Source organism: Ruegeria sp. YKSE079 (assembly GCF_059612845.1).
Map to the genome: position 1 here is coordinate 25,599 of NZ_JBXWRJ010000016.1, position 24,808 is coordinate 50,406.

A 24,808-nucleotide genomic window follows, 5' to 3' on the forward strand; every position below is an offset into this window, starting at 1 on the left:
GCGGAGGGCCGGATGGCCGCTGGGGCAGACGCCCGAGAGGAAAGTCCGGACTCCACAAGGCAACGGTGCCGGGTAACGCCCGGGCGGGGAAACCCGACGGAAAGCGCCACAGAAAACAGACCGCCGCGCATGCGCGGTAAGGGTGAAACGGTGGGGTAAGAGCCCACCGCGCCGCTGGCAACAGGGGCGGCACGGCAAGCCCCACCGGGAGCAATGCCGAATAGGGTCCCCGCGCGGGCCGGTCGGCGTCAGCCGATACCGCCGCTAGGCTCGCCTTGGCCGAGAGGGACCGGGTTGGCAGCTTGAGCCGCGCAGCAATGCGCGGCCTAGAGGAATGGTCATCGAAGGGGGCAACCCCGGAACAGGATCCGGCTTACAGGCCCCCCGCGCGTTTTTCTTTACGAGCCCGGCGCTTTGTATGCGCCGGTCAACCCGGCCGCTTTTTCGGCAATCGCCGCAAATTCGGCACCGGTCCATGCCCTGACGGTTTCAATGCTGGACGTAACACCGGAAGCGCCCACCGCCATTCCGACCGAGACGGCATCCGCGCCATCCGGTGCTTCGCTGACAAGCACGATGTCGTTGGTTCCGGTGGTCATGTATAGCGCGACGATCTTGCCGCCGACCTTGTCCAAAAGCGCCTGAATGGCAGCGGTCCTGTCCTCCGGTTTTTTCATCAGTCCCTGAATCCCGGATTGTGAATAAGATGCGTAGGTAATGAATAGGGGCATGTTGCCCTCCATGATTGAGGTGTGCGGGACGAACAAATTGGCCAGTCCCCAGGCCTGGTACTCCAAAGTCAGACCAACGCGGAGAACGCCGGATAGACCAGATAAATGCCGAAAAGGCACAGTGCGGCGCCTGTCACAGCGACTAGCCATCTGGAGTGAGGCAGCAGTTTTTCTGCCGCCACATACAGGGCGATACCTGCAATCCAATACAGGTTCATGATGCCACCCACGAACAAAAGCGCCATCAGAACCCAGCAGCATCCCAGGCAATAGAGTCCGTGATCCATACCAGTCAGAAGTGCCCCCACCCGGCCAGGTCGATTGTGCGTGGCCAGGAAATGGGCAGGCAATCTGCAGTGACGCAGGCAGGCCGATTTCAGTGGGGAGAACTGATAAAGGCCTGCTGCGATCATCACAAAACCGGCAAAGGTCTTGGAGCGGATGGTCATCATGGGACCGTCTGAAAGCCCCCAGGCTTCCAGAGCATATTGCAGCACTGTGGCCAAAAGGCTGAACCCCGCCCAAGCAATCAGATAGCCTGCCAGAAACAGGGTGCCGAGGAGGGTTACTGAGGCTTTGTCGGCCCCATGTCTTTTTAGGGCGGTATATAGCAAGAGCATGGGAGCTGCGCTGGGTGTCATCATGGCGATCATCATGATCCACCACATCAGAAAGATCAGAACGGCGTATTGCAACGTCCATTGAACGGCCATGCCCATCATCATGGGTTCCCCGATAGGGCGGGCCATTCGAGTCATCTCCAAGGCCGACATGTTCATGCCAACACCGGCAATCGTATACCAGACCGCGCCCATCACAACCAATGACACGCTGGCCAGGACGATCCGAGTGTCGTGACGGGCCAGCTTTTCCGCCGGCCCATACGCGTTTAGATCAGTTTTGCCGCTCATGAGGCATACCCTGTTCAGGCCCCGACGACGCCGTGTCCGGAAATGTTCAGATGAGCCAGATGAGCATGCGTGGCATCAAATGTCAGGCTGATGGCGCCGCCGGTTGTCGTTGCGGTGCCGGAGGCAGCTTCGGCATGGCGATATTCAAATCCGTTAGGTAAATTGATTCCGGCGCGGTGCGGGAGGCCGGATACGATATGGGGAATCGGCCCTACCTCGACGTTGAAAATCCCCTTGACCTCGGCCTTGCCGGTGCGTTCCTCGCGGCTCCAGTCAAGTTCGACAGGAAGATAAAGCGTTTCGTGTTTCGTTGGACTCATTGCTGCATAAACGTACCACATCGTAGCCATTTCATCGGTATCTTCGCCCAACATGATCGACTCCAACGCCTTGCGCTGATCGGCGTCCGCGCGCTCATCCACGATCAATTGCATCTGGCCATTGCCTTCGTGAATTGGACCAGGCCAGTAGTAGACGCCTGCTGCCCTAAGGCCACCCAGCTTGGTGTCGCCGTAGTGCCCTGACTTGATGTCATAAACGACGATAGCCTCGCAGTTCCCATGTGTCGGCAGAACGCTAAATTGGCAGGGACAGCCGAAGTTGCAATTGCAATTGGCAAGCTCTTCCGCATCAATGTGCCACTCTGTCATGGTTTACCCCCTCGGTAGACTTGTTTGAACCAGCATGCTCGAACGTGGGTCTTGCCGTGGAAGGCCTCGTAATGCGATTTCCGGTTATTGTTCCCCGGACTTACATTATCCGACGACATTATCACGGAACCGTGATGTATTCAAAATTTTGCCAAACGGATGAATCTTTCCCGTGTCTGCAACTTGAGAGAGCGTTTGAAAAACCTGCCGTTCTGCATCGAATCCGGTTGACTTGGCCGTAAAGCAGGGTAAAAGCGCACGCTCATAGGAATTCAACCGAAAGGCTCCTGCCTTTTCGGACGCAGGAGATAACCATGGCGAAGCCGACGACCATCAAGATCCGTCTGAACTCGACCGCGGGCACGGGCCACTTCTATGTGACCAAGAAAAACGCTCGCACCATGACCGAGAAAATGACCGTTCGTAAATACGATCCGGTCGCTCGCAAACATGTCGAGTACAAAGAAGGCAAGATCAAGTAAGCCTTCTTATACAGGATGTTCGAGGAAGGGCCGCATCAGTATGCGGCTCTTTTTTTTGATTTTGTGGCGTTCGACACACTGGGTGCGATGCGTGGGCCGTTGCAGACGAGCATCAGGCTTACAGACAATCGAAAGTCACCCTGCTTGATATGAAGCCCTTACTGCCTTTACGGTTTCAGCAACCCGTCACAAATCTCTGAGCAGCCATGAAAAAAATCTTGTTTCCCGCATTCGCCTGTCTCTCGCTTGCAGCTTGCGACGATTTCTGGAACCGTGAAGGGGTTGGATTTACCGGCCTTGATGGTGAGCCAAAAACCTTTTCGGAAGAAAAAGGGGTTGTGGACTATATCACGCGCCGTGAAAGTGTTCCGGCGGAACTGGCGCGTCTGGCACCGGTCAAGGTGACGACGGATGAGACTGATATGAACAAAATTGCCGGTGTCGCTATTGACCACGGTGGACGAACCCCCGCGAATGCAGTCGAAGTCGGCGGGCAGGACAAAACGCTGATGCTGAGCAATGTCGAAGTTAACGGTATCCTGTTTGCCGTTCTGCGTACGCAGGAAGGAACAACAGCGAAGATGGATGCCTCAGCCGGGAGCGCGTTCTCCAGCGCCATACCCCGCCTGACCGGGTGCCTTGCAAGCGGAAGTGCCTATCAGAAAGGTTCAGCTGGCAAGCGGACCACTGGTTTCGCCGTGCCGCTGGATTGCAGCTGATCTGACGTCGATCTTCTTTTTAGGAAATGGCCGCCGTACGGTGGCCGTTTTTTTGTCTATGAGAAGCCGTTCAGAAAAAAAGGGCGGGTTCCAAAGAACCCACCCCATCTTGTTTGATTTGGTTTACCCGCGGTTTATTCGCGGCTTCCAAACAACTGCAGCAGGAACATGAACATATTGATGAAGTCCAGATACAGGCTCAGAGCGCCCATAATCGCTGCTTTGCCCAGCCATTCCTGATCGCCGGAGTGGGCCATCTGAATATACGTGGTCTTGATCTTCTGTGTGTCATAGGCGGTGAGGCCTGCGAAAATCAGCACGCCGATCACCGAAATTGCGAACGCCATCGCCGAAGAGGCAATAAAGATGTTGACGATAGAAGCCACGATCAGGCCAATCAGGCCCATGATCAGGAACGTTCCCATCCCCGACAGGTCTTTCTTGGTGGCGTAACCATAAAGCGACAGGCCGGCAAAGGCGATCGCGGTGATCAGAAACACCTGAATGATGGACTGGCCGGTGAAGACCAGAAAGATCGAGCTGATGGAAAGACCCATCACGGCGGCAAAGGCATAGAACACAAGCTGTGCACCAGCCGCGCTCAATCTGTTAATGGCTGCGCCAAAGCCAAAGACAAAGGCCAGAGGCGCGAACATGACCACCCACTTCAGAGGCGATGCATAGATCGAATAGCCGAATTGGGTCAGGTACTTGTCTGCGCTTAGTTGTGCCGCGGCGGCCGACGGATCGGTGGTCACCGCCAGCCCGGAAATCGCCCATGCAGCCAGGAATGTGATCAGCATGCCTACGGACATCGTGCCGTAGACCTTGTTCATATGGGCGCGCAGGCCCTCGTCAATCTGGGCAACGCGCGCGCCAGCCGCCGTCCGGATTGTGTCGAATTCAGCCATTGAGGTCTCCCTAAAGTTGTCCGTTTGTGTGCAGGTGCAAACCTGCGGTACTCGGAGCAAATATCGGAAAGGAAGCCTCGCAATTCAAGCCTTTTCATGACAAATTCTTGAGCTTGCGCAGATGGTAGTCATCCGGAGTTAACTGCGTTTGGCGCCGCGATCAGCAGCGCCAGTTGTCCGGAGCGTCCCAGATCGGTTTGGAGGCCTCCTCGCGGGCTTCAGTTTTGGTCAACCCGACATCTTCAAGGGCACGACTGTCCAGACGTTCCAGAGCGCGACGTTGACGCCAGACAGAAAGCGAGGTCCGGATGCGGTATGTGCGCGATGTGCGGGCGGTGCGGCAAGTAGTGGATGCAGAGGTAAGTGTCATATCGGAACCTTTCTTGATTGCTGATGTGTTTTCTTTCTTTCATCAATTTTCTTGAATTATATGGTGCAGTATGATTGATTTTGAAAACGAATGTTTTTGATCTTTCACATCAAGGATTGTGATAATGAGAAACTTGGACATCACCACATTGCGTTCCTTTGTGGCGGTTGCGGATCATGGCGGTGTGTCTCGCGCAGCGGGATTCCTGCATCTCACGCAATCTGCTGTCTCCATGCAGTTGAAACGACTGGAAGAGCTATTGGGTCAGGAATTGCTCGACCGCAGCGGACGCACCATCGCGTTGACGGCATCCGGTGAACAGCTGCTGGCCTATGCCCGCCGGATGGTGGCGCTCAATGACGAATTGATTGGGAAACTGACCGATCAGGCATTTGAGGGCGAAGTGGTTCTGGGGGTTCCGCATGACATAGTTTACCCGGCGATCCCAAGGGTATTGCAGCGGTTCAATGCCGATTTTCCGCGTGTGAAGGTGCAACTGGTGTCGTCTTATTCGCTGCAACTCAAGGACATGTTCGGCAAGGGCGAATGCGATTTGATCCTGACCACCGAAGCATCGAATGGGGAAGGGGCCGAGACGGTCGCTGAACTGCCGCTTCGCTGGATCGGCGCGCCTGGAGGATCCGCATGGCGCAAGCGGCCGCTTAGGTTGGCATTGGGGCGGCGGTGCATGTTCCGCCCGCAGGTAATCTCTGCCTTGGATGAGGCCGGGATTCCGTGGGAACTTGCTGTCGAAACTGAAAACGACCGCACAATTGAAGCAACCGTAAGCGCGGATCTCGCAGTGCATGCGATGCTGGATGGAACCGAAGCCGCGCATCTGGAGCAGATCGACTCGGGGAGGGCTTTGCCCGAACTGCCAGCCCACCGGATAAATCTCTACGGTGGCGAAAGTGGTCGGGGTGCGATTGTCGAAGCGCTGGCGGAGTTGGTGCGCCAGAATTTCCGGATGATCGGTGGGCCACAACTCAAGGCCGTCGCCGGTTGATTATGGCGTAATCACCACCTTGCCGGTCGATTTGCGTTCTTTCAATAGCGTCATACCCTCGGCAACCCGTTCCAGCGGCAGTACGTGACTGATATGTGGTTTGATTTTTTCTTCGCCATGCCACCGGAACAGGGTTTCAAAGCTGTTTCGTACAACTTCGGGGCGGAATTTCAGATACCCGCCAATGTAAACGCCGATGACCGTAAGGTTTTTGACCAGCAAGTGATTGGCTGAAATCTGTGGCACGTTGCCACCGGCAAAACCGATGGGCAGCAAGCGCCCTTCGGGATTTGTGGCCCTGAAGGCGGCTTTAAATACATCTCCGCCGATGGCGTCATAAACGACATCGGCCCCACCCAGAGTCTTGACCCGCTCTCGCAGGTCTTCTGACGCGTCGATCAGGTGGTCCGCACCGGCGGCTTGGGCAACTGCCAGCTTGTCTGGACCTCGCGCCTGAGCGATTACCCTGGCCCCCATCAACTTGCCGATTTCGACCGCTGTTAGCCCTACGCCTCCGGCGGCACCGGTAACCAGCAAAGTTTCGCCGGGTTGCAACATGGCACGATGACTTAGCGCAATGTGGCTGGTGCCATACGCAATTTGTATTGCAGCAGCGTCCTCAAAGCTCATCGAGTCCGGGAGCCTAATCGCCCGTTCAGCATCGAAAGTTCCAAACTCTGCTAATCCCCCTTGACCCGAGTAGACAGCGATTCGGTCTCCTGGCTTCAAGTCGGTCACATTTGTTCCGACTTTGTCGACAATCCCGGATATTTCCATTCCGAGTGTAAAAGGCACGGCAGGCGTATCTTGATAGCTTCCCTGCTGCATCAGTAGGTCTGCAAAGTTTAGACCGCAGGCTCGAATGGCGACTCTGACCTGACCCTGCTCCGGCTCTGGCTTTGGGGTGTTCACAAGCTCGGCAGAGGCTCCCATAGTGGTCACGTTGTATGCGAGCATCAAGATGTGTCCTTTCTCGGAGCCTGTGGCAATGGCTCGGTTTTCGGTTCTTGAACGCATAGCGAAACGTGGAATGGGCAACAACTCCCCGGTGTTTTCTTTAGGGTAATCTCTACTCAGAAGTTGACATTTGTTTGCATCATACTCACAACCACAAACCTGTGTTGCGGGGTCTTGATTCAACCTTCTTGAAATGAGGCGCGAAATTCGCGATATATAGTGATAGTGCAGTTCGGGGTGCATATTCGGAATTAGGGAGTTCTTAAAAGGCCACCCGCTAGTTTGGGGGTCAAGGCCTAAGGCGCGAGTACCCGGACAGTTGTCAGTGTAACAGAGGAGAGAACCCATGACCCATCCCGTCGATGTCCATGTCGGCAAGCGTGTGCGGCACCGCCGTTGGCTGATCGGAATGACACAGCAGCAGTTGGCGGAGCAGGTTGGAATCAAGTTTCAACAAATCCAGAAATACGAGACCGGCGCAAACCGGATCAGTGCGTCACGCCTTTGGGACATCGCGGAGGCGCTGGATGTGCCTGTGAGTTTCTTCTTCGAAGGCCTTGACGAGTCGCACAAGGACACGCCGCAAAAGCAAAAGGTTCCTGCGGACCTTATGGGTGACAAAGAAGCATTGGATCTGGTCCGCTCATATTACGCAATTCCAGAAAACCAGCGTCGCCGCTTGTTTGAACTGGCGCGTGTGCTAAGCGACGTAGCGTAATCCAAAGGTCTTGACTCTCCTGATCGCTGGCCGCACGGGTGTGTTATGGAACATACCCAGTTCAGCGATCTAGAAGTTGCCGAAATGCTGGCGGATGCTGCCCGGGCGGCCATTCTGCCATATTTCCGGCAGCCTATATTGGAAACTCAAAACAAGCTGCATGCCGGTTACGATCCGGTTACCGTTGCGGATCATGCTGCGGAACAAGCCATGCGCGATGTGTTGGCCAGGCACCGTCCTGAAGATGGGGTTTGGGGGGAGGAATTCGGCAAGACGGCAAGTGCCAATGGTCGGATGTGGGTATTGGACCCGATAGACGGAACTCGGGGGTTTATCAGCGGAACACCAACCTGGGGCGTGCTGATTGCCCTGTCCAACAACGATGGCCCTTTTCTTGGCGTCATTGACCAGCCCTATATCGGCGAGCGATTCGTCGGAACGCATGATGCGGCGTATGTTCGTGGTCCGCACGGCGAAACCCGGCTGCAAACACGAACACCCGTCGCATTGAAGGATGCGGTGTTGTTCACCACGTTTCCAGAAGTTGGGACACCGGAAGAGGGTGCTGCATTTCGGGCCGTTGCCGAGCAGGTAAAACTGACGCGGTTCGGAATGGATTGTTATGCCTATGCGCTACTCGCTGCAGGTCAGGTGGATTTGGTGATCGAGGCTGGTCTGAATGCTTACGACATCCAGGCCCCCATTGCCGTTATCCGATCGGCTGGTGGTGTAGTGACTGATTGGCAGGGCGGCCCGGCTCATCAGGGTGGACGAGCCTTGGCGGCGGCAAATCCTGAGATTCATGCGGAAGCGCTGGATATCCTTCGCCGGTTCTGAACAAACTTGAAAAGCGGCGGTTGACAGTATAGTCAGACGCTGACCGGTTCTTGAGTCCGTTTTCCGCCGGTCCCAACACTCCTTGCACGAAACGGGCGGTTGCAGGAGTGTGAAACATGAACGAAATCCTGTTGAAGAATGCCGACACCATCCTGACAATGGATGACGAACGGCGCGAATTATCAAATTCCGACGTCATAATTCGGGACGGCCAGATCGCTGAAATTGGGCATGATCTGAAGTCTGATGGCGAAATTCACGATCTGGCAGGTTGTGTGGTGACGCCGGGACTAGTGAATACGCATCACCATCTTTATCAAACATTGACCCGCGCCGTGCCAAAAGGGCAGGATGCGCTGCTGTTTGGCTGGCTACAGACGCTCTATCCAATCTGGTCCCGGTTCGGCCCGGACGAGATGTTCGTGTCGGCTCAGATTGGTCTCGCTGAATTGGCGTTGTCGGGTTGTACACTCAGTTCCGACCACCTCTATCTCTACCCCAATGGCGCGCGCTTGGATGACACGATCGCGGCTGCGGCTGAAATCGGACTACGGTTTCACCCGACACGTGGAGCGATGAGCATTGGTGAAAGCGATGGCGGATTACCGCCGGATCAGTTGGTGGAAAACGAAGCAGACATTCTTGACGACATGATACGTGTGGTCGATGCATTTCACGATCCCTCCGAGGGTTCCATGTGTCATGTCGGGCTGGCCCCGTGTTCTCCGTTTTCGGTCAGTCGTGATCTGATGCGTCATACCGCTGATTTGGCGCGGGACAAGGGCGTCATGCTGCATACCCATCTGGCAGAAAACGACGAAGATATTGCGTATTCTCTGTCACAGTTCGGGTGTCGCCCCGGACAATATGCCGAAGACCTAGGCTGGACAGGTTCGGATGTATGGCATGCCCATTGCGTCAAGCTGGACGGACAGGAAATTGATCTCTTCGCTGGCAGTCGAACCGGTGTCGCTCATTGTCCTTGCTCAAACTGTCGTCTTGGCTCGGGGATCGCCCCGGTGCGCGCGATGCGGGACAGAGGGGTCACTATCGGGTTGGGCGTTGACGGGGCGGCATCCAATGACTGCGGCAATCTGATGGCCGAAGCGCGCCAGGCGATGCTGTTGCAGCGGGTGGCGCGCGGGGCCGATGCGATGTCGGCGCGCGAAGCGCTGGAAATCGCGACGCGGGGCGGAGCGGATGTGTTGAATCGCCCGGATTGCGGGCGTATCGCACCCGGCAAACGTGCCGACATCGCAGTCTGGGACGTGCGCTGTGTTGAAAGTGCGGGTAGCTGGGACCCGGCGGCACTGCTTCTGGCCGGGCCGACCACAGTAAAACACCTGTTTGTCGAAGGGCGTCAGATTGTGAGAGATGGGCAGGTCACTACGGTCGATTTGCCGGTGGTGATCGAGCGTCAGAACCAGCTGGCACTTGCGCTGCAAGACTGAACCCTGATGCTGCCTTCATGAATAACAGTTGCACGCCCAATGGCGCGCGCCAACATCATTTGGCCACGCGCTGACCGCTGATCCAGACTTCGGCGATGGCGCGGTCGTCGCCCATCATGATGGTTGGGAAGATTGCCTCCCACAAGTCGTCCGCGACGGCGACGCGTTGCGCAATGGCCGGGGTCGATGCCAGGTCGAGAACCACCAAATCTGCGTCCATCCCATGTGCGATATTGCCGATACTATCGTCCATGCGCAGGGTTCTGGCGGATCCGACTGTCCCCAACCACAACAGTTGTGCCGGGTGCAGAGGCGTGCCGCGCAGTTGCCCGATTTCATAGGCCGCGGCCATCGTGCGCAGCATCGAAAAGCTAGACCCTCCACCGGTATCCGTAGCAAGGCCAATTCTGTGCCCGTCCTGCATCAAACCGGCCATATCGAACAGGCCGGACCCGATGAAGGTGTTTGAGGTCGGACAGTGAATCAGGGCCGCGTCCACTTCGCGCAGCCGGTCGCGTTCCCGCGGTTCGAGATGGATCACGTGACCATAAAGCCCCCTTTTGCCCAGAAGGCCGAAGCGCTCATAAGTGTCCAGATAGTCGCGCGCGTCCGGAAACAGCGACATGACCCATTCGATCTCGTCTGTTTGCTCGCTCAGGTGCGTTTGCATCAGGCATTCGGGGTTCTCCGCCCAAAGCGCACCCATCGCTTCCAGCTGTTCCGGTGTCGAGGTCGGAGAGAACCGCGGTGTGATGGCATAAGAAATGCGATCGACCCCATGCCACTTCTGCAACAGCGACTTGGATTGGTCATAGGCGGTTTGGGCGGTGTCCCGCAGACCTTCGGGGGCGTTGCGATCCATACAGGTCTTTCCCGCAACTACTTTTTGCTTGCGCTTCTGCGCCTCGGCGAAAAATGCATCGACGCTTTCAGGGTGGATTGTGCAGAAACTGCACATGGTCGTGGTTCCGTGCGCCGCAGTAAGATCCAGATACCGCGCCGCGATTTCGGCGGCGTATTCGGTAGAGGCGAATTTCATTTCTTCGGGAAAGGTGTAGGTGTTCAGCCAGTCGATCAGCCGCTTTCCCCAGCTGGCGATCATCGCGGTCTGGGGATAGTGAACATGAGGATCGATAAAACCCGCCATAATGATCCGGTCCCCATGGTCTATGCACTTGGCATCGGGGTTGGCCTCTTGCAAGGATCGCGCGGACCCAACGGTTTCGATTATGCCGTTTGATATCAGTACGGCTTCGCTGACGCGCACGGCGTCAGTTGGCTCACCCTCGAAAGGTGAGGCAGTAAAGCTTAACACGCGACCTTGCAGCAGTGTTTTCTGCGTCATGTCCAGTCGATCTCCACTTTGTTGGAACCGACGCACAGCATAGAAGCGGCAAAGATGTGGGTAAATTGCGCTATTGTCATTGTTTTCCGGTAGCAGCTTCTTCTAATTAGAGGCCAATCGCGAAAGTGAAGGGGCAGTTCATGACCACTGGCAACGATCAGGTCGATACCGACCAGCCCCGGGACGACGACGCCTATGCATTGGACCGCAAGGTTGTCGCGGATATTCTTGATGCAGTAGAGGCTGGCGACCGCGATGCTCTCGTCGCGTTGATGGAGCCGCTTTATGCGGCGGATATCGCTGACCTTTTGGAGCAGATCGATTCCGACGATCGCGCACAGTTAATCCGCCTCTACGACCGTGAATTCGATGGCGAGATTCTCTCCGAGCTCGAAGAGGGCGTTCGCGAAGAAGTCATAGGCATCCTGCATCCTGACGTTCTGGCCGAAGCCGTGCGCGATCTGGACAGTGACGATGTTGTCGACCTGCTCGAAGATCTTGAGGAACCGCAACAGGAAGTCATCCTTGGTGTTCTTGAGGATGCCGAAAGGGTCGCCGCGCAACAGGCGCTGTCATATCCGGAGAACTCCGCCGGTCGCCTCATGCAACGCGAAGTGGTCATGGCGCCTGAACATTGGACAGTGGGTCAGGCCATCGATCACATGCGTGCTGCCGAGGAATTGCCCGAGGACTTTTATCACGTCATTTTGGTCGACCCCCGCCTCAAGCCGGTGGCCTATGTGACCTTGGGCAAGCTGATGGGAACCCGGCGCGAAGTTCACCTCAGTGACATCGCCGAAGAGGATTTTCACGTCTTCCCCATCGATCTGGACGAAGAAGATGTGGCCTATGCCTTCAATCAGTATCATCTGATCTCGGCGCCGGTGGTCGATCAGGACGGGCGGCTCGTTGGTGTGATCACAATAGACGATGCGATGGTTGTTCTGGACGAGGAGTACGAAGAAGACATGATGCGCCTTGCTGGTGTGGGTGAAGGCAGTCTATCCGACACGGTTGTCGAAACGACAAAGCAGCGTCTGCCTTGGCTGGGGGTCAATCTGATTACTGCGATTGTCGCCTCTATCGTGATTTCGATCTTTGATGACACCATCGCAAAGTTTGTGGCTTTGGCGGTGTTGATGCCTATCGTGGCCTCGATGGGCGGCAACGCCGGGACGCAAAGTCTGACAGTGGCGGTTCGGGCCCTTGCCACACGCGACCTGACCGGATCAAACCTTTGGCGGGTGGTCAGGCGCGAGGCGCTGGTTGGTTTGACCAACGGGATCGTGTTTGCAGGGGTCATGGGAATCGTTTGTTACGCGTGGTTTGGCTCGCCCATGCTCGGCTTTGTGATTTGCGCCGCAATGGTGGTCAATCTGGTCGTGGCCGGGCTAGCGGGAACCGGGATTCCCGTGCTTCTCGAAAAAGCCGGGGTCGACCCGGCGCTGGCTTCGGGGACATTCGTGACAACGGTGACGGATGTTGTGGGTTTCTTCGCTTTCCTGGGGCTGGCAGCATGGCTTTTGACCTGAGGACTATTCCTTGACCGACCTGGCCGAAGTGAAAGCAGTTGCACGCAAGGCGGCCTTTGCCCGTCGCAAGCAGGCCTTTGAAGCCGCACCACCCGGCGCTGCCGGTCATCTATCAGAGGTTTTGGCCGGATATCGCGGCGTTCCCTTGTCGGGTTACATGCCGATCCGGACCGAGATCGACCCGCTTCCCGCTATGGCGGAAGCTGCGGCTTACGGCCCAGTGGGCGTTCCGGTGATTCAAGCCGCTGGTCAACCTTTGCGCTTTTCGCGGTGGGTGCCTGAAGGTGTGCTCCGTGACGGTCCATTCGGTGCCAAGGTGCCTGAAATTGATGATTATTTCGACCCAGAGATTCTGATCGTCCCGCTTGTGGCGTTCGATGCTCACGGTGGGCGTCTGGGGTATGGCGGCGGGTTCTATGACCGCACGTTGGAAGGGCTGCGGGCCAAGAGACCGACACTGGCCATCGGGTTTGCATTTGATGCACAGGAGGCTGAAAACCTGCCGCTTGAACCCACGGATCAACCGTTGGACATGATCGTCACGGAAAGCCGCATCCTGACATTTTGAACATCAGTTCTCGAAATGGCTGCGCAGATAATCCCAGGCATCGACTTCTTGTCCGTCGGGTAGGATGCAAACGCCATGTTCGCTGCCATCAGCGTTCTTGCGTATTTCGAATGTGCCTTCGTTTTCAACGCAGAACGTAGCTGCTGGGTTTGCCATCGTAGTCTTGGTTTGCGCTATAGCGTAGCTGGCGGCCAGGGTCATCGCGATTGCCAAAGTAAACAGTTTCATGAAACGCCCAATCTGTCGGTCGAGACCCGCGCGTGGCAGAGCACGTGTTGTTTGTCGAAATAAACTATGTTCGATCGGGCGGATGAACAACATTTCCCAAAGGTTGGCCGCTTGCGTCTTGTTCTCACCAACGGCTGGCCGTAGGAGAGTGACCCATGAGAATTCTGTTCCTTGGTGATGTCATGGGCCGTTCCGGGCGGACGGCCGTGCAAGAGCATCTGCCACGCTTGCGAGACGAGTGGCGGCTGGATTTCGTCGTGGTCAATGGCGAGAATGCCTCGAGCGGCATGGGGTTGAGCGGGGATCACGCCAAGCTGTTGCTGGCGGCGGGTGCCGATTGTGTAACGCTGGGCGATCATGCATTCGATCAAAAGGACATGTTGCAGTTCATTGAAAGTGAGCCGCGCATCATCCGGCCCATTAACTACGCCAAGGGCGCGCCGGGGCGGGGGTATCGGCTCTTCAATGCTCCGGGGGGGCGCAAGGTTCTGGTGGCGCAGGTGCTGGGACAGGTGTTCATGAAACGGGCCTTTGATGATCCATTTTCGGCCATTGAACCGGTGCTCAAATCACACCCGCGCGGCGGGCTTGCGCAGGCCGTAATCGTAGACATGCATTGCGAGGCGACTTCGGAGAAGATGGCGATGGGGCACTTTTGCGACGGGCGCGCGAGTTTTGTTGTTGGCACGCATACCCACGTACCCACAGCTGACGCCCAGATCCTTCAGGGCGGCACGGGATACCTAAGCGATGCGGGTATGTGCGGCGACTATGACTCGGTCATTGGAATGGACAAGGCCGAACCCATGCGCCGATTCATCACAGGTATGTCAAAGACCCGGTTTTCACCTGCTGGTGGAGAGGCGAGCCTGTCCGGCTTTTTCGTGGAAACAGACGACCGCACTGGTTCGGCGATTTCGGTCAGCATGGTGCGGGTTGGCGGGCGATTGCAGCAAGCCGGTCCATAGTGCACCAAAACGAACGCACGTGAGAAGAACGACAGGCTTGCCAAGCACGGGAATTGCGTGAAACTGTTGGTTAGGCAAGGGATCGGGCAATAAACCGGGAATGGATCTCCTACAGCATTCAGATACAGCCAGCGCAGTTCTGGCACTGACCATCGTCGCGGGCATGTTTGCGTTGTTTTTGCGTGAAACTTTGCCAGCTGAGGTTGTTGCGATCATTGGTGTCGCGTTGATGCTGTTTACCGGCATCTTGCCGTATGAAAAGGCCTTGCCGGTACTGGCAAACCCGGCACCGTGGACGATTGCAGCCATGTTTCTGATCATGGGGGCTTTGGTGCGGACCGGGGCTCTCGATTCTTTTACCTCGCTGGCGCAAAAACAGGCGCAGGTGAATCCAAGAATTGCAATTGGTCTGCTGATAGCTTTTGTGGTTGTCGCATCCGCCTTTGTGTCGAACACGCCGGTTGTTGTGGTGATGATCCCGGTTTTTGTTCAGATTGCCCGAACTTTGAACATTTCTGCCTCGAAACTCCTGATCCCGCTCAGCTATGCCGCCATTCTCGGCGGAACGTTGACCCTGATTGGCACGTCGACAAACCTGTTGGTCGATGGTGTGGCAAGGGCGCAGGGATTACCCCCATTTACGATTTTCGAAGTCACACCGCTGGGTGTGGTGCTGGTTGCGTACGGGATGGTATATCTTCGCTTCATCGGCCCAAGATTGCTGCCCGAGCGTACGAGCATGGCGATGATGCTGAGCGACCGCTCCAAGATGAAGTTCTTCACCGAGGCGGTGATCCCCCCCGAGAGCAATCTGATCGGTCGCGAAGTGATCGGAGTTCAGTTGTTCAAACGCCCCGGTGTGCGGCTTATCGACGTGATCCGGGGGGATGAATCGCTGCGTCGCGACCTAAAGGGTGTTACTTTGCAACTTGGTGACCGGGTTGTTTTGCGCACGCAGATGACCGAGTTGCTGAGCTTGCAAAGCAACAAGGAACTCAAGCGTGTCGATCAGGTATCCGCGGTCGAGACCAAGACGGTCGAAGTGCTGATCACGCCAGGATGCAGAATGGTCGGGCGCGCCCTGGGTGCGATGCGCCTGCGCCGTCGTTATGGCGTTTACGTATTGGCTGTGCATCGCCGAAACCAGAACATCAGTGGCCAACTGGACGATCTGATCGTCAGGGTTGGCGACACGCTACTGTTGGAAGGCGCTCCAGCGGATATCCAGCGACTGGCCGCCGACATGGACATGGTCGACGTCTCGCAGCCTTCTGCGCGTGCCTATCGCCGCAGTCACGCGCCCATTGCAGTTTCGGCGTTGCTAGGAATCGTGTTGCTCGCCGCGCTCGGTGTAGCCCCCATTCTCCTGTTGTCGGTCCTCGCTGTCGCGGTGGTGCTGGCCACCCGTTGCATCGATGCTGATGAGGCGTTCTCTTTCGTGGAGGGGCGCCTGCTCGCGCTCATCTTCGCCATGCTGGCGATTGGCGCTGCTTTGGAAAGTTCAGGTGCGGTCGAGATGATCGTGAATGCCGTCGCCCCGGTGTTGAGCATGTTGCCACCATTCATGATCGTCTGGGCGGTTTACCTGCTGACCTCTATCCTGACCGAACTGGTTTCCAACAACGCAGTTGCTGTGGTCGTTACACCCATCGCCATTGGGTTGGCGCAGGCTGTGGGCGTGGATCCGCGCCCTTTGGTGGTGGCGGTCATGGTTGCTGCATCGGCGTCTTTTGCAACACCTATCGGATATCAGACGAACATGATGGTCTATGGGCCGGGTGGGTATAAGTTCATGGACTTCATGAAGGTCGGTGTGCCGCTCAATCTCACGGTCGGGTTGCTGGCGTCGCTGCTCATTCCGCTGCTGTGGCCGCTTTGACGTGAATTAATAAGGCGCATTGCCGCCGATCGAAGCGGGACGAACTTGAATTTGACCGGCCCATCCCAATCTTGAAAGAGATTTGTACGAAAGGGGTTAAGGACAATGCACAGTCGAACCATTCGCTTGGTGGCATTTTCGGGGATTGCAGCTTTGTGGCTTGGGCACTCTATTGCGTTGGCCGGGACAGTAACGGGAACAGCAACCTACAAAGAACGTATCGCGGTCCCGCAAGACGCTGTTCTGGACGTTGTGCTACTGGATGTTTCGTTGGCGGATGTTCCTGCGGTAGTTCTTGCATCCCAACGTTACGCGCTGACCTCCGTGCCGGCGTCGTTTGAGCTGACCTACGACGATGCCTTGATTGATGAGGCAATGCGATATGTCGTGCGGGCTTCTGTGTATCAGGGGCGAAGGCTGGTGTTCACCACTGATACGGCCAACCCGGTTTTGACCCATGGAGCTGGCGATGCGGTTGATCTGATCATGATACAGGTTGCGGGGCAGGCGGGAGCGATGCTCGAAAACACCACCTGGCGGGCGGTCGAGATCAATGGGCAATCCATAGATAGCGACAAACGGCCCGAGATCGCATTTGGCGAAAGCGGACAGTTCGGTGGTAACGGAGGATGCAACAGGTTTTCCGGTCAGATGGATATTACGGCCAGCACTATGAGCTTTCCAGACAATATGGCTGCCACTTTGATGGCCTGTCCGCCGCCGCTGGATGAAATGGAAGGGGAGTTCCTTGCGACCCTTCCGCGAGTGGAAGGGTATTCAGTGGAGCCTGACAAACTAATACTGGTAGACGGGCAAGGCGCTCCGGTTTTACGGTTTGAACGAATAAAATAGTTTGCTCCGAGAGCTGCACTTCAACTCGTCAGGGCAGTCAGAAAGACACGGAAACTCGTTCGCAAAAAATCACGTTGTGTGGTCACCGCATCCTTGAAAGTCACAGGGACTGATCCAGTGCTCTGGCGAATGTTCCGGGCCAGTGTCATGCGATTGACGTCGAACGGCCCGCGTTGCGGCCGGAAAAGATGCAGCCACCCAAGAATGTGCCTTCCAATGCGTTGTATCCGTGATAACCGCCGCCTCCGAACCCGGCGACCTCGCCCGCAGCGAATAGACCCGGGACCGGAGCGCCATCCGCACTGATCATCCGGCTGTCGAGATCGGTTTGCAGCCCGCCCAGCGTTTTGCGCGTGAGGATATGCAATTTGACCGCAATTAGCGGACCATTGGCTGGATCGAGAAATTTGTGCGGTTTGGCCGTTCTGACCAGGCGGTCGCCTCGATAGTTGCGGGCCGCGTGAATGGCCATGATTTGAACATCCTTGGTGAAGGGGTTGTCCATTTGGCTATCGCGCGCCTCGATCTGGGCACGCAGATGTGCCTCGTTGATCAAGTTGCCACCCAACTTGTTCATGCCTACCACAAGGTCGGAAAGCGAGTTGGCCACGATGAAGTCCTCGCCATGATCCTTGAACGCCTCTACTGGACCGGTCGCTTTTGCTCCCGACAGAATGCGCTGGCGGATCACTTCTTTCCAGCTAGCGGATGTGAAATCGGGGTTCTGCTCGGACCCGGACAAGGCGAATTCTTTCTTGATTACCTTCTGGGTCAGGACAAACCAGCTGTACTCAAATCCGGTTTTTAGGATTGTGCGCAAAGTGGTCAGCGTATCAAACCCTGGCAGGCAGGGTGGTTGCAGGCGGTCGCCTCGCGCGTCGAACCACATCGAACTTGGACCGGGCAGAATGCGAATGCCATGTGCGGGCCAGATCGGATCCCAGTTGCGGACGCCTTCGGTGTAGTGCCACATCCGATCACCATTGATCACATGTCCACCAGCCTGTTCGCTGATCCCGATCATGCGGCCATCAACATGGAAAGGAACTCCGGCAATCATGTTCTGCGGAGGTTCGCCCAGCCTGTCTCGCGGCCAGGCCTTGCGCACCATCTCGAAATTACCGCCAATGCCGCCAGAGGTCACGACAACTGAAGGGGCGTGAACCTCGAACGCCGTTACTTCGTCGCGATTGGTTTTTTTGCCGCGCTCGGCGGTATCATCTGCCAGCACTACACCGGCGACGCCTTTGGCGGCGCCATTTTCCATGATGACCTGGTTGACCCGATGGCGGAAGCGGAACGTTACGCGCCCGGCAGCAACGTGTTCGTTCACACGGCGAATGAATGGGGCCAATATACCGGGTCCGGTCCCCCACGTGATGTGAAAGCGGGGCACAGAATTGCCGTGACCATTGGCATATGATCCGCCACGCTCGGCCCAGCCAACCACGGGAAACCAGCGCAGCCCCATTTCATGCAACCAGGGGCGCATTTCACCAGAGGCAAATTCGACATAAGCTTCGGCCCATTTCTGCGGCCAGTGATCTTCGGGTCGGTCGAATTGCGCGCTAGCCAGCCAGTCGCGCATCGCCAACTCGCCGCTGTCACGGATACCCATGCGGCGTTGTTCTGGCGTGTCCACCATGAATAGGCCTCCGAGGCTCCAGAAGGCCTGCCCACCCAGAAAATGTTCCGGCTCCTGATCCAGCAGGATCACCCGCTTGCCTCGATCTCCCAGCTCTGCGGCTGCGGCCAATCCCGCCAATCCAGCTCCGACGATGATTGCGTCCGCCGAGTCCGTTGCCATGGCGTATCCTCCCTCTCGGGTATAGCCTAGCTTTGCGTCGCTGGCTCAGGCAATGGGAGTTGCCGCGAGGTCAGCCGAAACGTTCAGCAAACCGTCGCAGGATCACGCCGGGCTGGGTCACATTGGCAGCGTGACACATCCCGATCAAGCGCTCTGCATCCTCGGGCGGGAAATAGCCGTAATCCTTGTAAATGTTGATTCGCTGCTCAAAGTCTTTTGCATCCGCTTCGGGATGGAACTGGGTGGCATAAACATTCTGCCCCCAGCGGATCATCTGAAAAGGACAGGGGTCCGAGGCAACCAGATGCACGCAACCCGGAGGTAGCGATTGCACCGCCTCCTTGTGGCCGACAAACGCTTCAAAGACAGCGGGGAGACTCGCAGTAAGGGGATCAGTGCTTGCATCATGGGTAAGGGTGCATGTCGAAGGACCGACCGGTTCGCTGTATTGCGCTTTGCTGACCTCACCGCCCAGATGGGCTGCAAGAATTCCCAGCCCATAGCAGCATCCCATGAACGGATGATCGGATTCGATGATCTGCGGCATCAGCCCCATGACCATTGCCTCGATCCGGGCGTCCATCGCCGATTTCCTGGTAGGATCGTCGCTGACACAACCAGGCCCGCCACCAACGATCACACCGGCATAGTCATGTACGTTCAACCCGTCGGGCAGATCCTCACAATCTAGCCGAATGCGATGTGCGCGGTCAGGCGGCAGCCCGCATTTGTCGAGAATGGACGCGAACTCGGCATCCGCTGCATCGGTTTCGGGGCGAAGTTGTAGGATCAGAAAGCGTTTCATGATGTGCCCTTAGCCGGGACAGGCGCTGTTTGGCAATACGCTGCCCCCTCACAACGGCCAGAACAGAAGGATTGCGGGGATGGAGACAACCACGATCAACAACTCCAGCGGCAGCCCCATGCGCCAGTAATCGGCAAAGTGATAGCCGCCAGGACCAAGGATCAGAGTGTTGTTCTTGTGGCCGATCGGGGTCAGAAAAGCAGCCGACGCGGCAACGGCAACAGCCATCAGAAACGGATCGGCCGATACTCCAAGCGTTTGCGCCATCTGGATGCCCACTGGGGCGGCGACGATTGTTGTCGCCGTGTTGTTCAGCACGTCTGACAGCGTCATGGTGACAACCATCAATACCGTTAGGATCACCCAGGCTGGCATGCCGCTTGTGACCGACACCAGCGCATTGGCTATTAGCTCCGTGCCGCCTGATGTTTCCAGCGCTGCGCCAAGCGGGATCATTGAGCCCAGCAGAACGACGACTGGCCATTCGATGTGGTCATATATCTGTGCAATCGGCAGGATCTTGGTCAGGACATAGGCGATGACCACAAGTCCCAGAGCAATCGGCAAATAGATCAGACCGACGCTAGCGGCCAGAACCGCAGCCGCGAACAGCGCAATGGCGAGGCCTGCTTTTTCATTGGCCGTTACGTTCAGTCCGCGTTCCGCCAAGGGCAGGCAACCCAACCATTCGGTCACATCCGCGCCATGGTCGCGGGGGCAGAGCAACAGCAGGATATCACCTGGCTCGATTTCGGTTTTGCGCACCTGCTTGGTGATCTTCCGGCCCTGCCGGGAGATCCCCATCAACACCGTGCTTTGACGCCATGTCAGGCCAAGCCCTTGCGCCGTTCGTCCTGCGACACGAGCAGTTTCCGGCACAACGACCTCCAGAACTTCCAGCCCTTCGCCCGCGGCGGTCAGCGCCTTTTGTCTTTGCGCATCGGAAAAATCTAGGCTGACAGCGGAGCGAAACTCGTCCAAAGCCTCAGGCGTGGCCTCCAGAACCAAGGTATCGCAAGCCTCGAGCAGGGTATTCGCCGCCCGACCATAACGCCTTTTCTCGTCGCGGATCAAACCCAGAATGGCCACGTCTGTTTTCTCGGCAACCTCGTCCAGTTCAGCCAGACGCTTGCCGATATGTGATGAACCTTCGGGAATGGTAAGTTCGGCGATATATTCGGCCAGCGTTTCTGATGTGTCCCCCTTCATGCCGCGATCCGGGATCAGCCGCCAACCGATCAGCGCAACGAAGATCAACCCGGCGATTGCCGCCAACCCGCCGACAGGTGCAAAGTCGAACATGTGATATGGCTCGCCCAAGGCCTCTCCGCGGATCGATGCGATAATGATATTTGGGGGCGTGCCGATCAGTGTGGCCATGCCACCAAGAATGGTGGCAAAGCTCAGCGGCATCAGCGACATCCCCGCTGAACGACCGGCCTTGCGCGAGGTCTGGATATCCACTGGCATCAGCAACGCCAGCGCCGCAACATTGTTCATGAAGGCCGACAGGATCGCCCCAAGCCCGCCCATCAAGGCAATATGCGCTCCCAGGCTGCGCGATGCATCCACCAGAGTTCGGGTGATCAGGAACACTGCCCCCGATCGGACTAGCCCTGCCGAAACAACAAGCACCAATGCCACAACAATCGTGGCGGGGTGGCCAAACCCGGAAAAAGCATTGTCTAACGGAACGACCCCCAGAACAACGCCAACCATAAGCGCGGCAAAGGCGACAAGATCATATCTGAATCGCCCCCATAACAACAGGCCAAAGACTGAAATGAACAGTGAGAAAAGAATGATTTGATCAGCCGTCATGCGATCACATTAGCTTGCACGGACGTACCTGCAAGCGGCTCTCTTGATCCCTGGCCTCGCAAACGTCTATATGAGCGCCGAATACGCAATCATGACGAGGACGCAACATGGCCGGCCATTCCAAATGGGCCAACATTCAGCACCGCAAGGGGCGCCAGGACGCCGCTCGGTCCAAGCTGTTTTCCAAATTGTCGAAAGAGATCACTGTCGCTGCCAAAATGGGTGATCCCGATCCAGAGAAAAACCCACGCCTGCGTCTGGCGGTGAAAGAGGCCAAGGGCCAGTCGATGCCCAAGGACAACATTGAACGGGCCATCAAGAAAGCCTCTGGCGGCGATGCCGAGAGCTATGAAGAAATCCGCTACGAAGGCTATGGCCCAAACGGCGTCGCGGTGATCGTCGAGACGATGACCGACAACAAGAACCGCACAGCGTCCAATGTGCGCTCGACGTTTTCAAAGAATGGCGGCAATCTGGGTGAAACCGGGTCGGTGGGCTTCATGTTCGAACGCAAGGGCGAAGTGGTCTATCCTGCGGATGCCGGGGATGCAGATACCATCTTTGAAGCAGCCATCGAAGCCGGCGCCGAGGATGTCGAAAGCTCGGAAGAGGGCCATATCATCTGGTGCGCCGACTCTGATCTGAACGAGGTGTCGAGCGCGCTTGAAGAGACACTTGGTGAATCGGAATCAACCAAGCTGGTCTGGAAGCCCACCACAACCACGGAGTTGGGTTTGGATGACATGCAGCGTCTGATGAAGTTGGTGGATGCGCTGGAAGATGATGACGACGTGCAGCGCGTCACCACCAATTTCGAAGCCACGGATGAGGTGATGGCGCAACTGTGATCTTGTGTCATGGCCCATCACACAGCCCGGCGTGTTCCGCCGGGTTTTTTTTGTTGTCGCTCCTTAGGGTAACTGAGACGTGTCGCGGTCAAAAAAAGCTGCTGATGTCCTCTAGTGGCTTTTTCAGCTTGGCCACTGCGGGGACTGTCGCATTCCCAGCCGGGTGCCCCACGGCGATGATCATCGTCGGTTTCTCCGAGGCAGGACGTTCAAGTGCGTCGTTCAGGAACCGCATAGGATTCGGCGTGTGTGTCAGCGTGGACAGACCGGCGTGATGCAGCGCGGCCAGCAGGAAACCTGTGGCGATATTGACGCTTTCCGGCACGTAGTAGTTTTTGTATCGGGTTCCATCTTCGAACTGTCCCCAGCGCTGGGCAAAAACCACGATCAGCCACGGGGCAACGGTCAGGTGCTCCTTGATCGCGTTGGTCCCGATCGGTTCCAACGCCTTGATCCATTCATCCCCGGCAGTGCCTGCGTAGAATCGGCGCTCTTCTTCTTCGGCCTCCTCTCGGATGCGCTGTTTTAGGGCAGGATTGGACACAGCCGCGAAGTGCCAGGGTTGGTGGTTGGCGCCCGACGGGGCGGTCCCTGCGGTGCGAATGCAGGTTTCAATCACATTGCGGGGGACCGGGCGATCGCAGTAGTCTCGAACAGTATGGCGCTTGCGCATGACTTCGTGGAACGCCTGTGCAGCCGTGATCATTTCGACATCGGCCAAGTCGGCTCGGTCGGGCAGCGGGATAGGGTCATAGCTTAGCGCATTTCGCGAAAACATGGCATGCACTCCAACATTGTTGGTCCTGTTATCCAGCGAGTTCAGTCGGGTTGCAACCCACTCGCAGCGGCGGTTTTGATCGCGCCGGTCAGGTGCGTGATCGCAGGGGCCACGATGCGGCTGACCTGCCAGGTCAAAGGCACGTCGAGCGGCGTGTCGGGCAAAAGTGGGAGCAGGCGGCCCGCACGAAGGTGGTCCCGAACAAGGGGTTCAGGATTCATACCCCAAGCAATTCCTGCGCACGCGGCTTCGACAAATGCATGCGTTGACGGAAGGAAGTGCGATGGTGGGTTGATCCGGGCGCCAGCATTGGCGGCCAGCCAAGCCTTTTGCAGACCATCCTTGCGATTGAAAGTCATGCAGGGAGCCTTGGCTAGTGCTGCTGGCGTGACGCCACCAGAAAACCAGTGCTGAACGAAACCCGGGCTGGCTGTCGCTATGTACCGCAAGGTTCCCAGCGGGTACGCATCGCAACCGGTCACAGGTTTGCCGCCGACCGTAATCGCTGCACCAACTTCTCCTCGTCGCAACCAGTCGGCGGAGTGATCCTGATCGTCGATCAGCAGATCAAAAAGCATGTCATCTGCACCAGCCATTGCAGCGATGAACCAAGTCGCCAGACTGTCGGCGGGGACAGCGATCTTCAATAATGTCGGACCAAAACTTTGATCCAAAGACAGATCCCGGTTCAGTTTGGCTTCTAGCAGTCGGACGTCTTCGGCATGCTTGGCAAGCCTCAAGCCCGCGACGGTTCCCGTGCACGGGGGGCCTCGATGGACCAAGGGTATCCCGATCCTGTCTTCCAGCGCCTTGATCCGCTGGGAAATCGCCGAAGACGTTACCGCCAGTTCATCGGCCGCCGCTTCGAAGCTTCCCAATCGTAATATCGCTGCGAGAGCATTTAATTGACCGGTATCGAGAGTCATTAGCAATTCTTAATCTGCATTATCATCTTTAATTTGATAGATCGTTCAAGCGCGGCTAGTCAATTCCGGTCGTCCACAGGAGTGCCCATGCCCGCCTCTTTCATTTCCGGCTTTGCGCTTGGCTTCAGCCTCATCCTCGCGATTGGCGCACAAAACGCATTTATCCTTCGTCAGGGTTTGCGACGCGAGCACGTCTTTGCCTTGTGTCTGACATGTGCGTTGTCTGATGCCGTGCTTATTGTTGCGGGTGTTGCCGGGTTTGGGGCCTTGGCTGCAACTGTGCCAAGTTTCGAGACCGTCATGCGGTATGGCGGAGCAGCTTTTCTGTTCTGGTATGGCACACGCAGTCTGTGGTCGGCCTGGACAAGCGGCGCAACGCTGCAGGCGGATAGACATCAGCGAACCAGCCTGCGCGGGGCAATGTTCACGGTTCTTGCATTCACATGGCTCAATCCGCATGTCTATCTGGACACCGTGGTCCTGATCGGCTCGATATCGGCACAATACGATGATCGGTTCGGATTTGCCTTGGGCGCGGTGACATCCAGCTTTGCCTTCTTTTTCTCGCTTGGATACGGGGCGCGTTTGATAGCTCCGATCTTTGCGCGCCCGGGTGCCTGGCGATATCTGGACGCCATGATTGGGCTGACCATGCTTGGGATTGCATGGAAGTTGGTTGCGATGTGAAGTCTTGCACAAGTGCCCATT

At 56.9% G+C, this 24,808-nt stretch carries 26 protein-coding genes and 1 other RNA gene; 14 read left to right on the top strand and 13 right to left on the bottom strand.

Going from position 1 to position 24,808, the window contains the following annotated elements; all coding sequences use genetic code 11:
- Positions 1-392, top strand: an RNA gene (rnpB, locus tag AC2FMY_RS15110) — RNase P RNA component class A.
- A gap of 6 nt (positions 393-398) precedes the next feature.
- Here rnpB and AC2FMY_RS15115 read toward each other — a convergent pair.
- The 3 genes from AC2FMY_RS15115 to AC2FMY_RS15125 form a co-directional block, all read right to left on the bottom strand.
- The gene (locus tag AC2FMY_RS15115) at positions 399-731 is read right to left on the bottom strand and encodes a GYD domain-containing protein (protein WP_496744953.1); all 333 of its coding nucleotides are present in this window, start codon (positions 729-731) and stop codon (positions 399-401) included.
- A 68-nt stretch (positions 732-799) separates the two neighbouring features.
- On the bottom strand, positions 800-1,642 hold the full coding sequence (locus tag AC2FMY_RS15120) for a DUF2182 domain-containing protein (RefSeq protein ID WP_496807653.1): 843 nt from the start codon (positions 1,640-1,642) through the stop codon (positions 800-802).
- 14 nt (positions 1,643-1,656) lie between these two features.
- A complete protein-coding gene (locus tag AC2FMY_RS15125; RefSeq protein WP_496807654.1) occupies positions 1,657-2,292 on the bottom strand; it encodes a DUF1326 domain-containing protein in 636 nt (211 codons plus the stop codon).
- A 314-nt stretch (positions 2,293-2,606) separates the two neighbouring features.
- Between AC2FMY_RS15125 and rpmG the strand changes: the two genes are divergently transcribed.
- Both rpmG and AC2FMY_RS15135 read left to right on the top strand, forming a co-directional pair.
- A complete protein-coding gene (gene rpmG, locus AC2FMY_RS15130) occupies positions 2,607-2,774 on the top strand; it encodes a 50S ribosomal protein L33 (protein WP_005630270.1) in 168 nt (55 codons plus the stop codon).
- Positions 2,775-2,980: 206 nt separating this feature from the next.
- A complete protein-coding gene (locus AC2FMY_RS15135) occupies positions 2,981-3,493 on the top strand; it encodes a hypothetical protein (RefSeq protein WP_480751116.1) in 513 nt (170 codons plus the stop codon).
- 134 nt (positions 3,494-3,627) lie between these two features.
- Here AC2FMY_RS15135 and AC2FMY_RS15140 read toward each other — a convergent pair whose 3' ends face one another.
- Together AC2FMY_RS15140 and AC2FMY_RS15145 are read right to left on the bottom strand one after the other, a co-directional pair.
- Positions 3,628-4,404 carry a Bax inhibitor-1/YccA family protein gene (locus AC2FMY_RS15140; protein ID WP_480751114.1) on the bottom strand — a complete coding sequence of 259 codons (777 nt, stop codon included), beginning with the start codon at positions 4,402-4,404 and terminating at the stop codon, positions 3,628-3,630.
- Between the two features lie 160 nt (positions 4,405-4,564).
- Positions 4,565-4,774 carry a DUF1127 domain-containing protein gene (locus tag AC2FMY_RS15145; RefSeq protein ID WP_496807655.1) on the bottom strand — a complete coding sequence of 70 codons (210 nt, stop codon included), beginning with the start codon at positions 4,772-4,774 and terminating at the stop codon, positions 4,565-4,567.
- A 124-nt stretch (positions 4,775-4,898) separates the two neighbouring features.
- On the opposite strand from AC2FMY_RS15145, the gene AC2FMY_RS15150 reads away from it, so the two are divergent.
- Positions 4,899-5,780 carry a LysR family transcriptional regulator gene (locus AC2FMY_RS15150; RefSeq protein WP_496807656.1) on the top strand — a complete coding sequence of 294 codons (882 nt, stop codon included), beginning with the start codon at positions 4,899-4,901 and terminating at the stop codon, positions 5,778-5,780.
- Here AC2FMY_RS15150 and AC2FMY_RS15155 read toward each other — a convergent pair whose 3' ends face one another.
- Complete coding sequence (locus AC2FMY_RS15155) at positions 5,781-6,737, bottom strand: NADPH:quinone oxidoreductase family protein (RefSeq protein WP_480751109.1); 957 nt, start codon at positions 6,735-6,737, stop codon at positions 5,781-5,783.
- 346 nt (positions 6,738-7,083) lie between these two features.
- Here AC2FMY_RS15155 and AC2FMY_RS15160 point away from each other — a divergent pair, with 346 nt between their 5' ends.
- The 3 genes from AC2FMY_RS15160 (at position 7,084) to AC2FMY_RS15170 (ending at position 9,743) form a co-directional block, all read left to right on the top strand.
- Positions 7,084-7,455 (top strand): helix-turn-helix domain-containing protein, encoded by a 372-nt coding sequence (locus AC2FMY_RS15160; RefSeq protein WP_496744946.1) that lies wholly within the window; start codon positions 7,084-7,086, stop codon positions 7,453-7,455.
- A gap of 45 nt (positions 7,456-7,500) precedes the next feature.
- Positions 7,501-8,292, top strand: coding sequence for a histidinol-phosphatase (gene hisN / locus AC2FMY_RS15165; RefSeq protein ID WP_496807657.1), 792 nt, complete (start codon positions 7,501-7,503; stop codon positions 8,290-8,292).
- 116 nt (positions 8,293-8,408) lie between these two features.
- Positions 8,409-9,743: an 8-oxoguanine deaminase gene (locus AC2FMY_RS15170; RefSeq protein WP_496807658.1), complete on the top strand. Its 1,335-nt coding sequence runs from the start codon at positions 8,409-8,411 to the stop codon at positions 9,741-9,743.
- A 55-nt stretch (positions 9,744-9,798) separates the two neighbouring features.
- Here AC2FMY_RS15170 and guaD read toward each other — a convergent pair whose 3' ends face one another.
- Positions 9,799-11,088 carry a guanine deaminase gene (gene guaD / locus AC2FMY_RS15175; RefSeq protein WP_496807659.1) on the bottom strand — a complete coding sequence of 430 codons (1,290 nt, stop codon included), beginning with the start codon at positions 11,086-11,088 and terminating at the stop codon, positions 9,799-9,801.
- 140 nt (positions 11,089-11,228) lie between these two features.
- Between guaD and mgtE the strand changes: the two genes are divergently transcribed.
- Together mgtE and AC2FMY_RS15185 are read left to right on the top strand one after the other, a co-directional pair.
- On the top strand, positions 11,229-12,620 hold the full coding sequence (gene mgtE / locus AC2FMY_RS15180; protein WP_480751102.1) for a magnesium transporter: 1,392 nt from the start codon (positions 11,229-11,231) through the stop codon (positions 12,618-12,620).
- A gap of 10 nt (positions 12,621-12,630) precedes the next feature.
- Positions 12,631-13,188 (top strand): 5-formyltetrahydrofolate cyclo-ligase, encoded by a 558-nt coding sequence (locus tag AC2FMY_RS15185; protein WP_496744939.1) that lies wholly within the window; start codon positions 12,631-12,633, stop codon positions 13,186-13,188.
- A gap of 3 nt (positions 13,189-13,191) precedes the next feature.
- Here the strand turns inward: AC2FMY_RS15185 and AC2FMY_RS15190 are convergent, their stop codons facing one another.
- Positions 13,192-13,416, bottom strand: coding sequence for a putative hemolysin (locus tag AC2FMY_RS15190; RefSeq protein ID WP_496744937.1), 225 nt, complete (start codon positions 13,414-13,416; stop codon positions 13,192-13,194).
- A gap of 155 nt (positions 13,417-13,571) precedes the next feature.
- On the opposite strand from AC2FMY_RS15190, the gene AC2FMY_RS15195 reads away from it, so the two are divergent.
- The 3 genes from AC2FMY_RS15195 to AC2FMY_RS15205 all read left to right on the top strand — a co-directional run bounded on the left by AC2FMY_RS15195 (position 13,572) and on the right by AC2FMY_RS15205 (position 17,115).
- A complete protein-coding gene (locus AC2FMY_RS15195; RefSeq protein ID WP_480751099.1) occupies positions 13,572-14,384 on the top strand; it encodes a TIGR00282 family metallophosphoesterase in 813 nt (270 codons plus the stop codon).
- Positions 14,385-14,484: 100 nt separating this feature from the next.
- Complete coding sequence (locus AC2FMY_RS15200) at positions 14,485-16,263, top strand: SLC13 family permease (protein WP_496807660.1); 1,779 nt, start codon at positions 14,485-14,487, stop codon at positions 16,261-16,263.
- A 105-nt stretch (positions 16,264-16,368) separates the two neighbouring features.
- Entirely contained in the window at positions 16,369-17,115 is a 747-nt protein-coding gene (locus tag AC2FMY_RS15205; RefSeq protein WP_496807661.1) for a YbaY family lipoprotein, read from the top strand.
- A 145-nt stretch (positions 17,116-17,260) separates the two neighbouring features.
- On the opposite strand, the gene AC2FMY_RS15210 is transcribed toward AC2FMY_RS15205, so the two are convergent.
- From AC2FMY_RS15210 to AC2FMY_RS15220, 3 genes are all read right to left on the bottom strand, one after another.
- Positions 17,261-18,922, bottom strand: a complete 1,662-nt coding sequence (locus AC2FMY_RS15210; RefSeq protein ID WP_496807662.1) for an FAD-binding dehydrogenase — start codon at positions 18,920-18,922, stop codon at positions 17,261-17,263.
- 70 nt (positions 18,923-18,992) lie between these two features.
- Positions 18,993-19,727: a glutamine amidotransferase gene (locus AC2FMY_RS15215; protein ID WP_496807663.1), complete on the bottom strand. Its 735-nt coding sequence runs from the start codon at positions 19,725-19,727 to the stop codon at positions 18,993-18,995.
- Between the two features lie 48 nt (positions 19,728-19,775).
- Complete coding sequence (locus AC2FMY_RS15220; RefSeq protein WP_496744931.1) at positions 19,776-21,548, bottom strand: SLC13 family permease; 1,773 nt, start codon at positions 21,546-21,548, stop codon at positions 19,776-19,778.
- 107 nt (positions 21,549-21,655) lie between these two features.
- Between AC2FMY_RS15220 and AC2FMY_RS15225 the strand changes: the two genes are divergently transcribed.
- The gene (locus tag AC2FMY_RS15225) at positions 21,656-22,396 is read left to right on the top strand and encodes a YebC/PmpR family DNA-binding transcriptional regulator (protein WP_480751092.1); all 741 of its coding nucleotides are present in this window, start codon (positions 21,656-21,658) and stop codon (positions 22,394-22,396) included.
- A gap of 88 nt (positions 22,397-22,484) precedes the next feature.
- Here the strand turns inward: AC2FMY_RS15225 and AC2FMY_RS15230 are convergent, their stop codons facing one another.
- Together AC2FMY_RS15230 and AC2FMY_RS15235 are read right to left on the bottom strand one after the other, a co-directional pair.
- A complete protein-coding gene (locus AC2FMY_RS15230; RefSeq protein ID WP_480751090.1) occupies positions 22,485-23,174 on the bottom strand; it encodes a nitroreductase family protein in 690 nt (229 codons plus the stop codon).
- 41 nt (positions 23,175-23,215) lie between these two features.
- Positions 23,216-24,100: an ArgP/LysG family DNA-binding transcriptional regulator gene (locus AC2FMY_RS15235; protein ID WP_496744929.1), complete on the bottom strand. Its 885-nt coding sequence runs from the start codon at positions 24,098-24,100 to the stop codon at positions 23,216-23,218.
- 87 nt (positions 24,101-24,187) lie between these two features.
- Between AC2FMY_RS15235 and AC2FMY_RS15240 the strand changes: the two genes are divergently transcribed.
- The gene (locus tag AC2FMY_RS15240; protein ID WP_496744927.1) at positions 24,188-24,787 is read left to right on the top strand and encodes a LysE/ArgO family amino acid transporter; all 600 of its coding nucleotides are present in this window, start codon (positions 24,188-24,190) and stop codon (positions 24,785-24,787) included.
- Positions 24,788-24,808 lie beyond the last annotated feature (21 nt).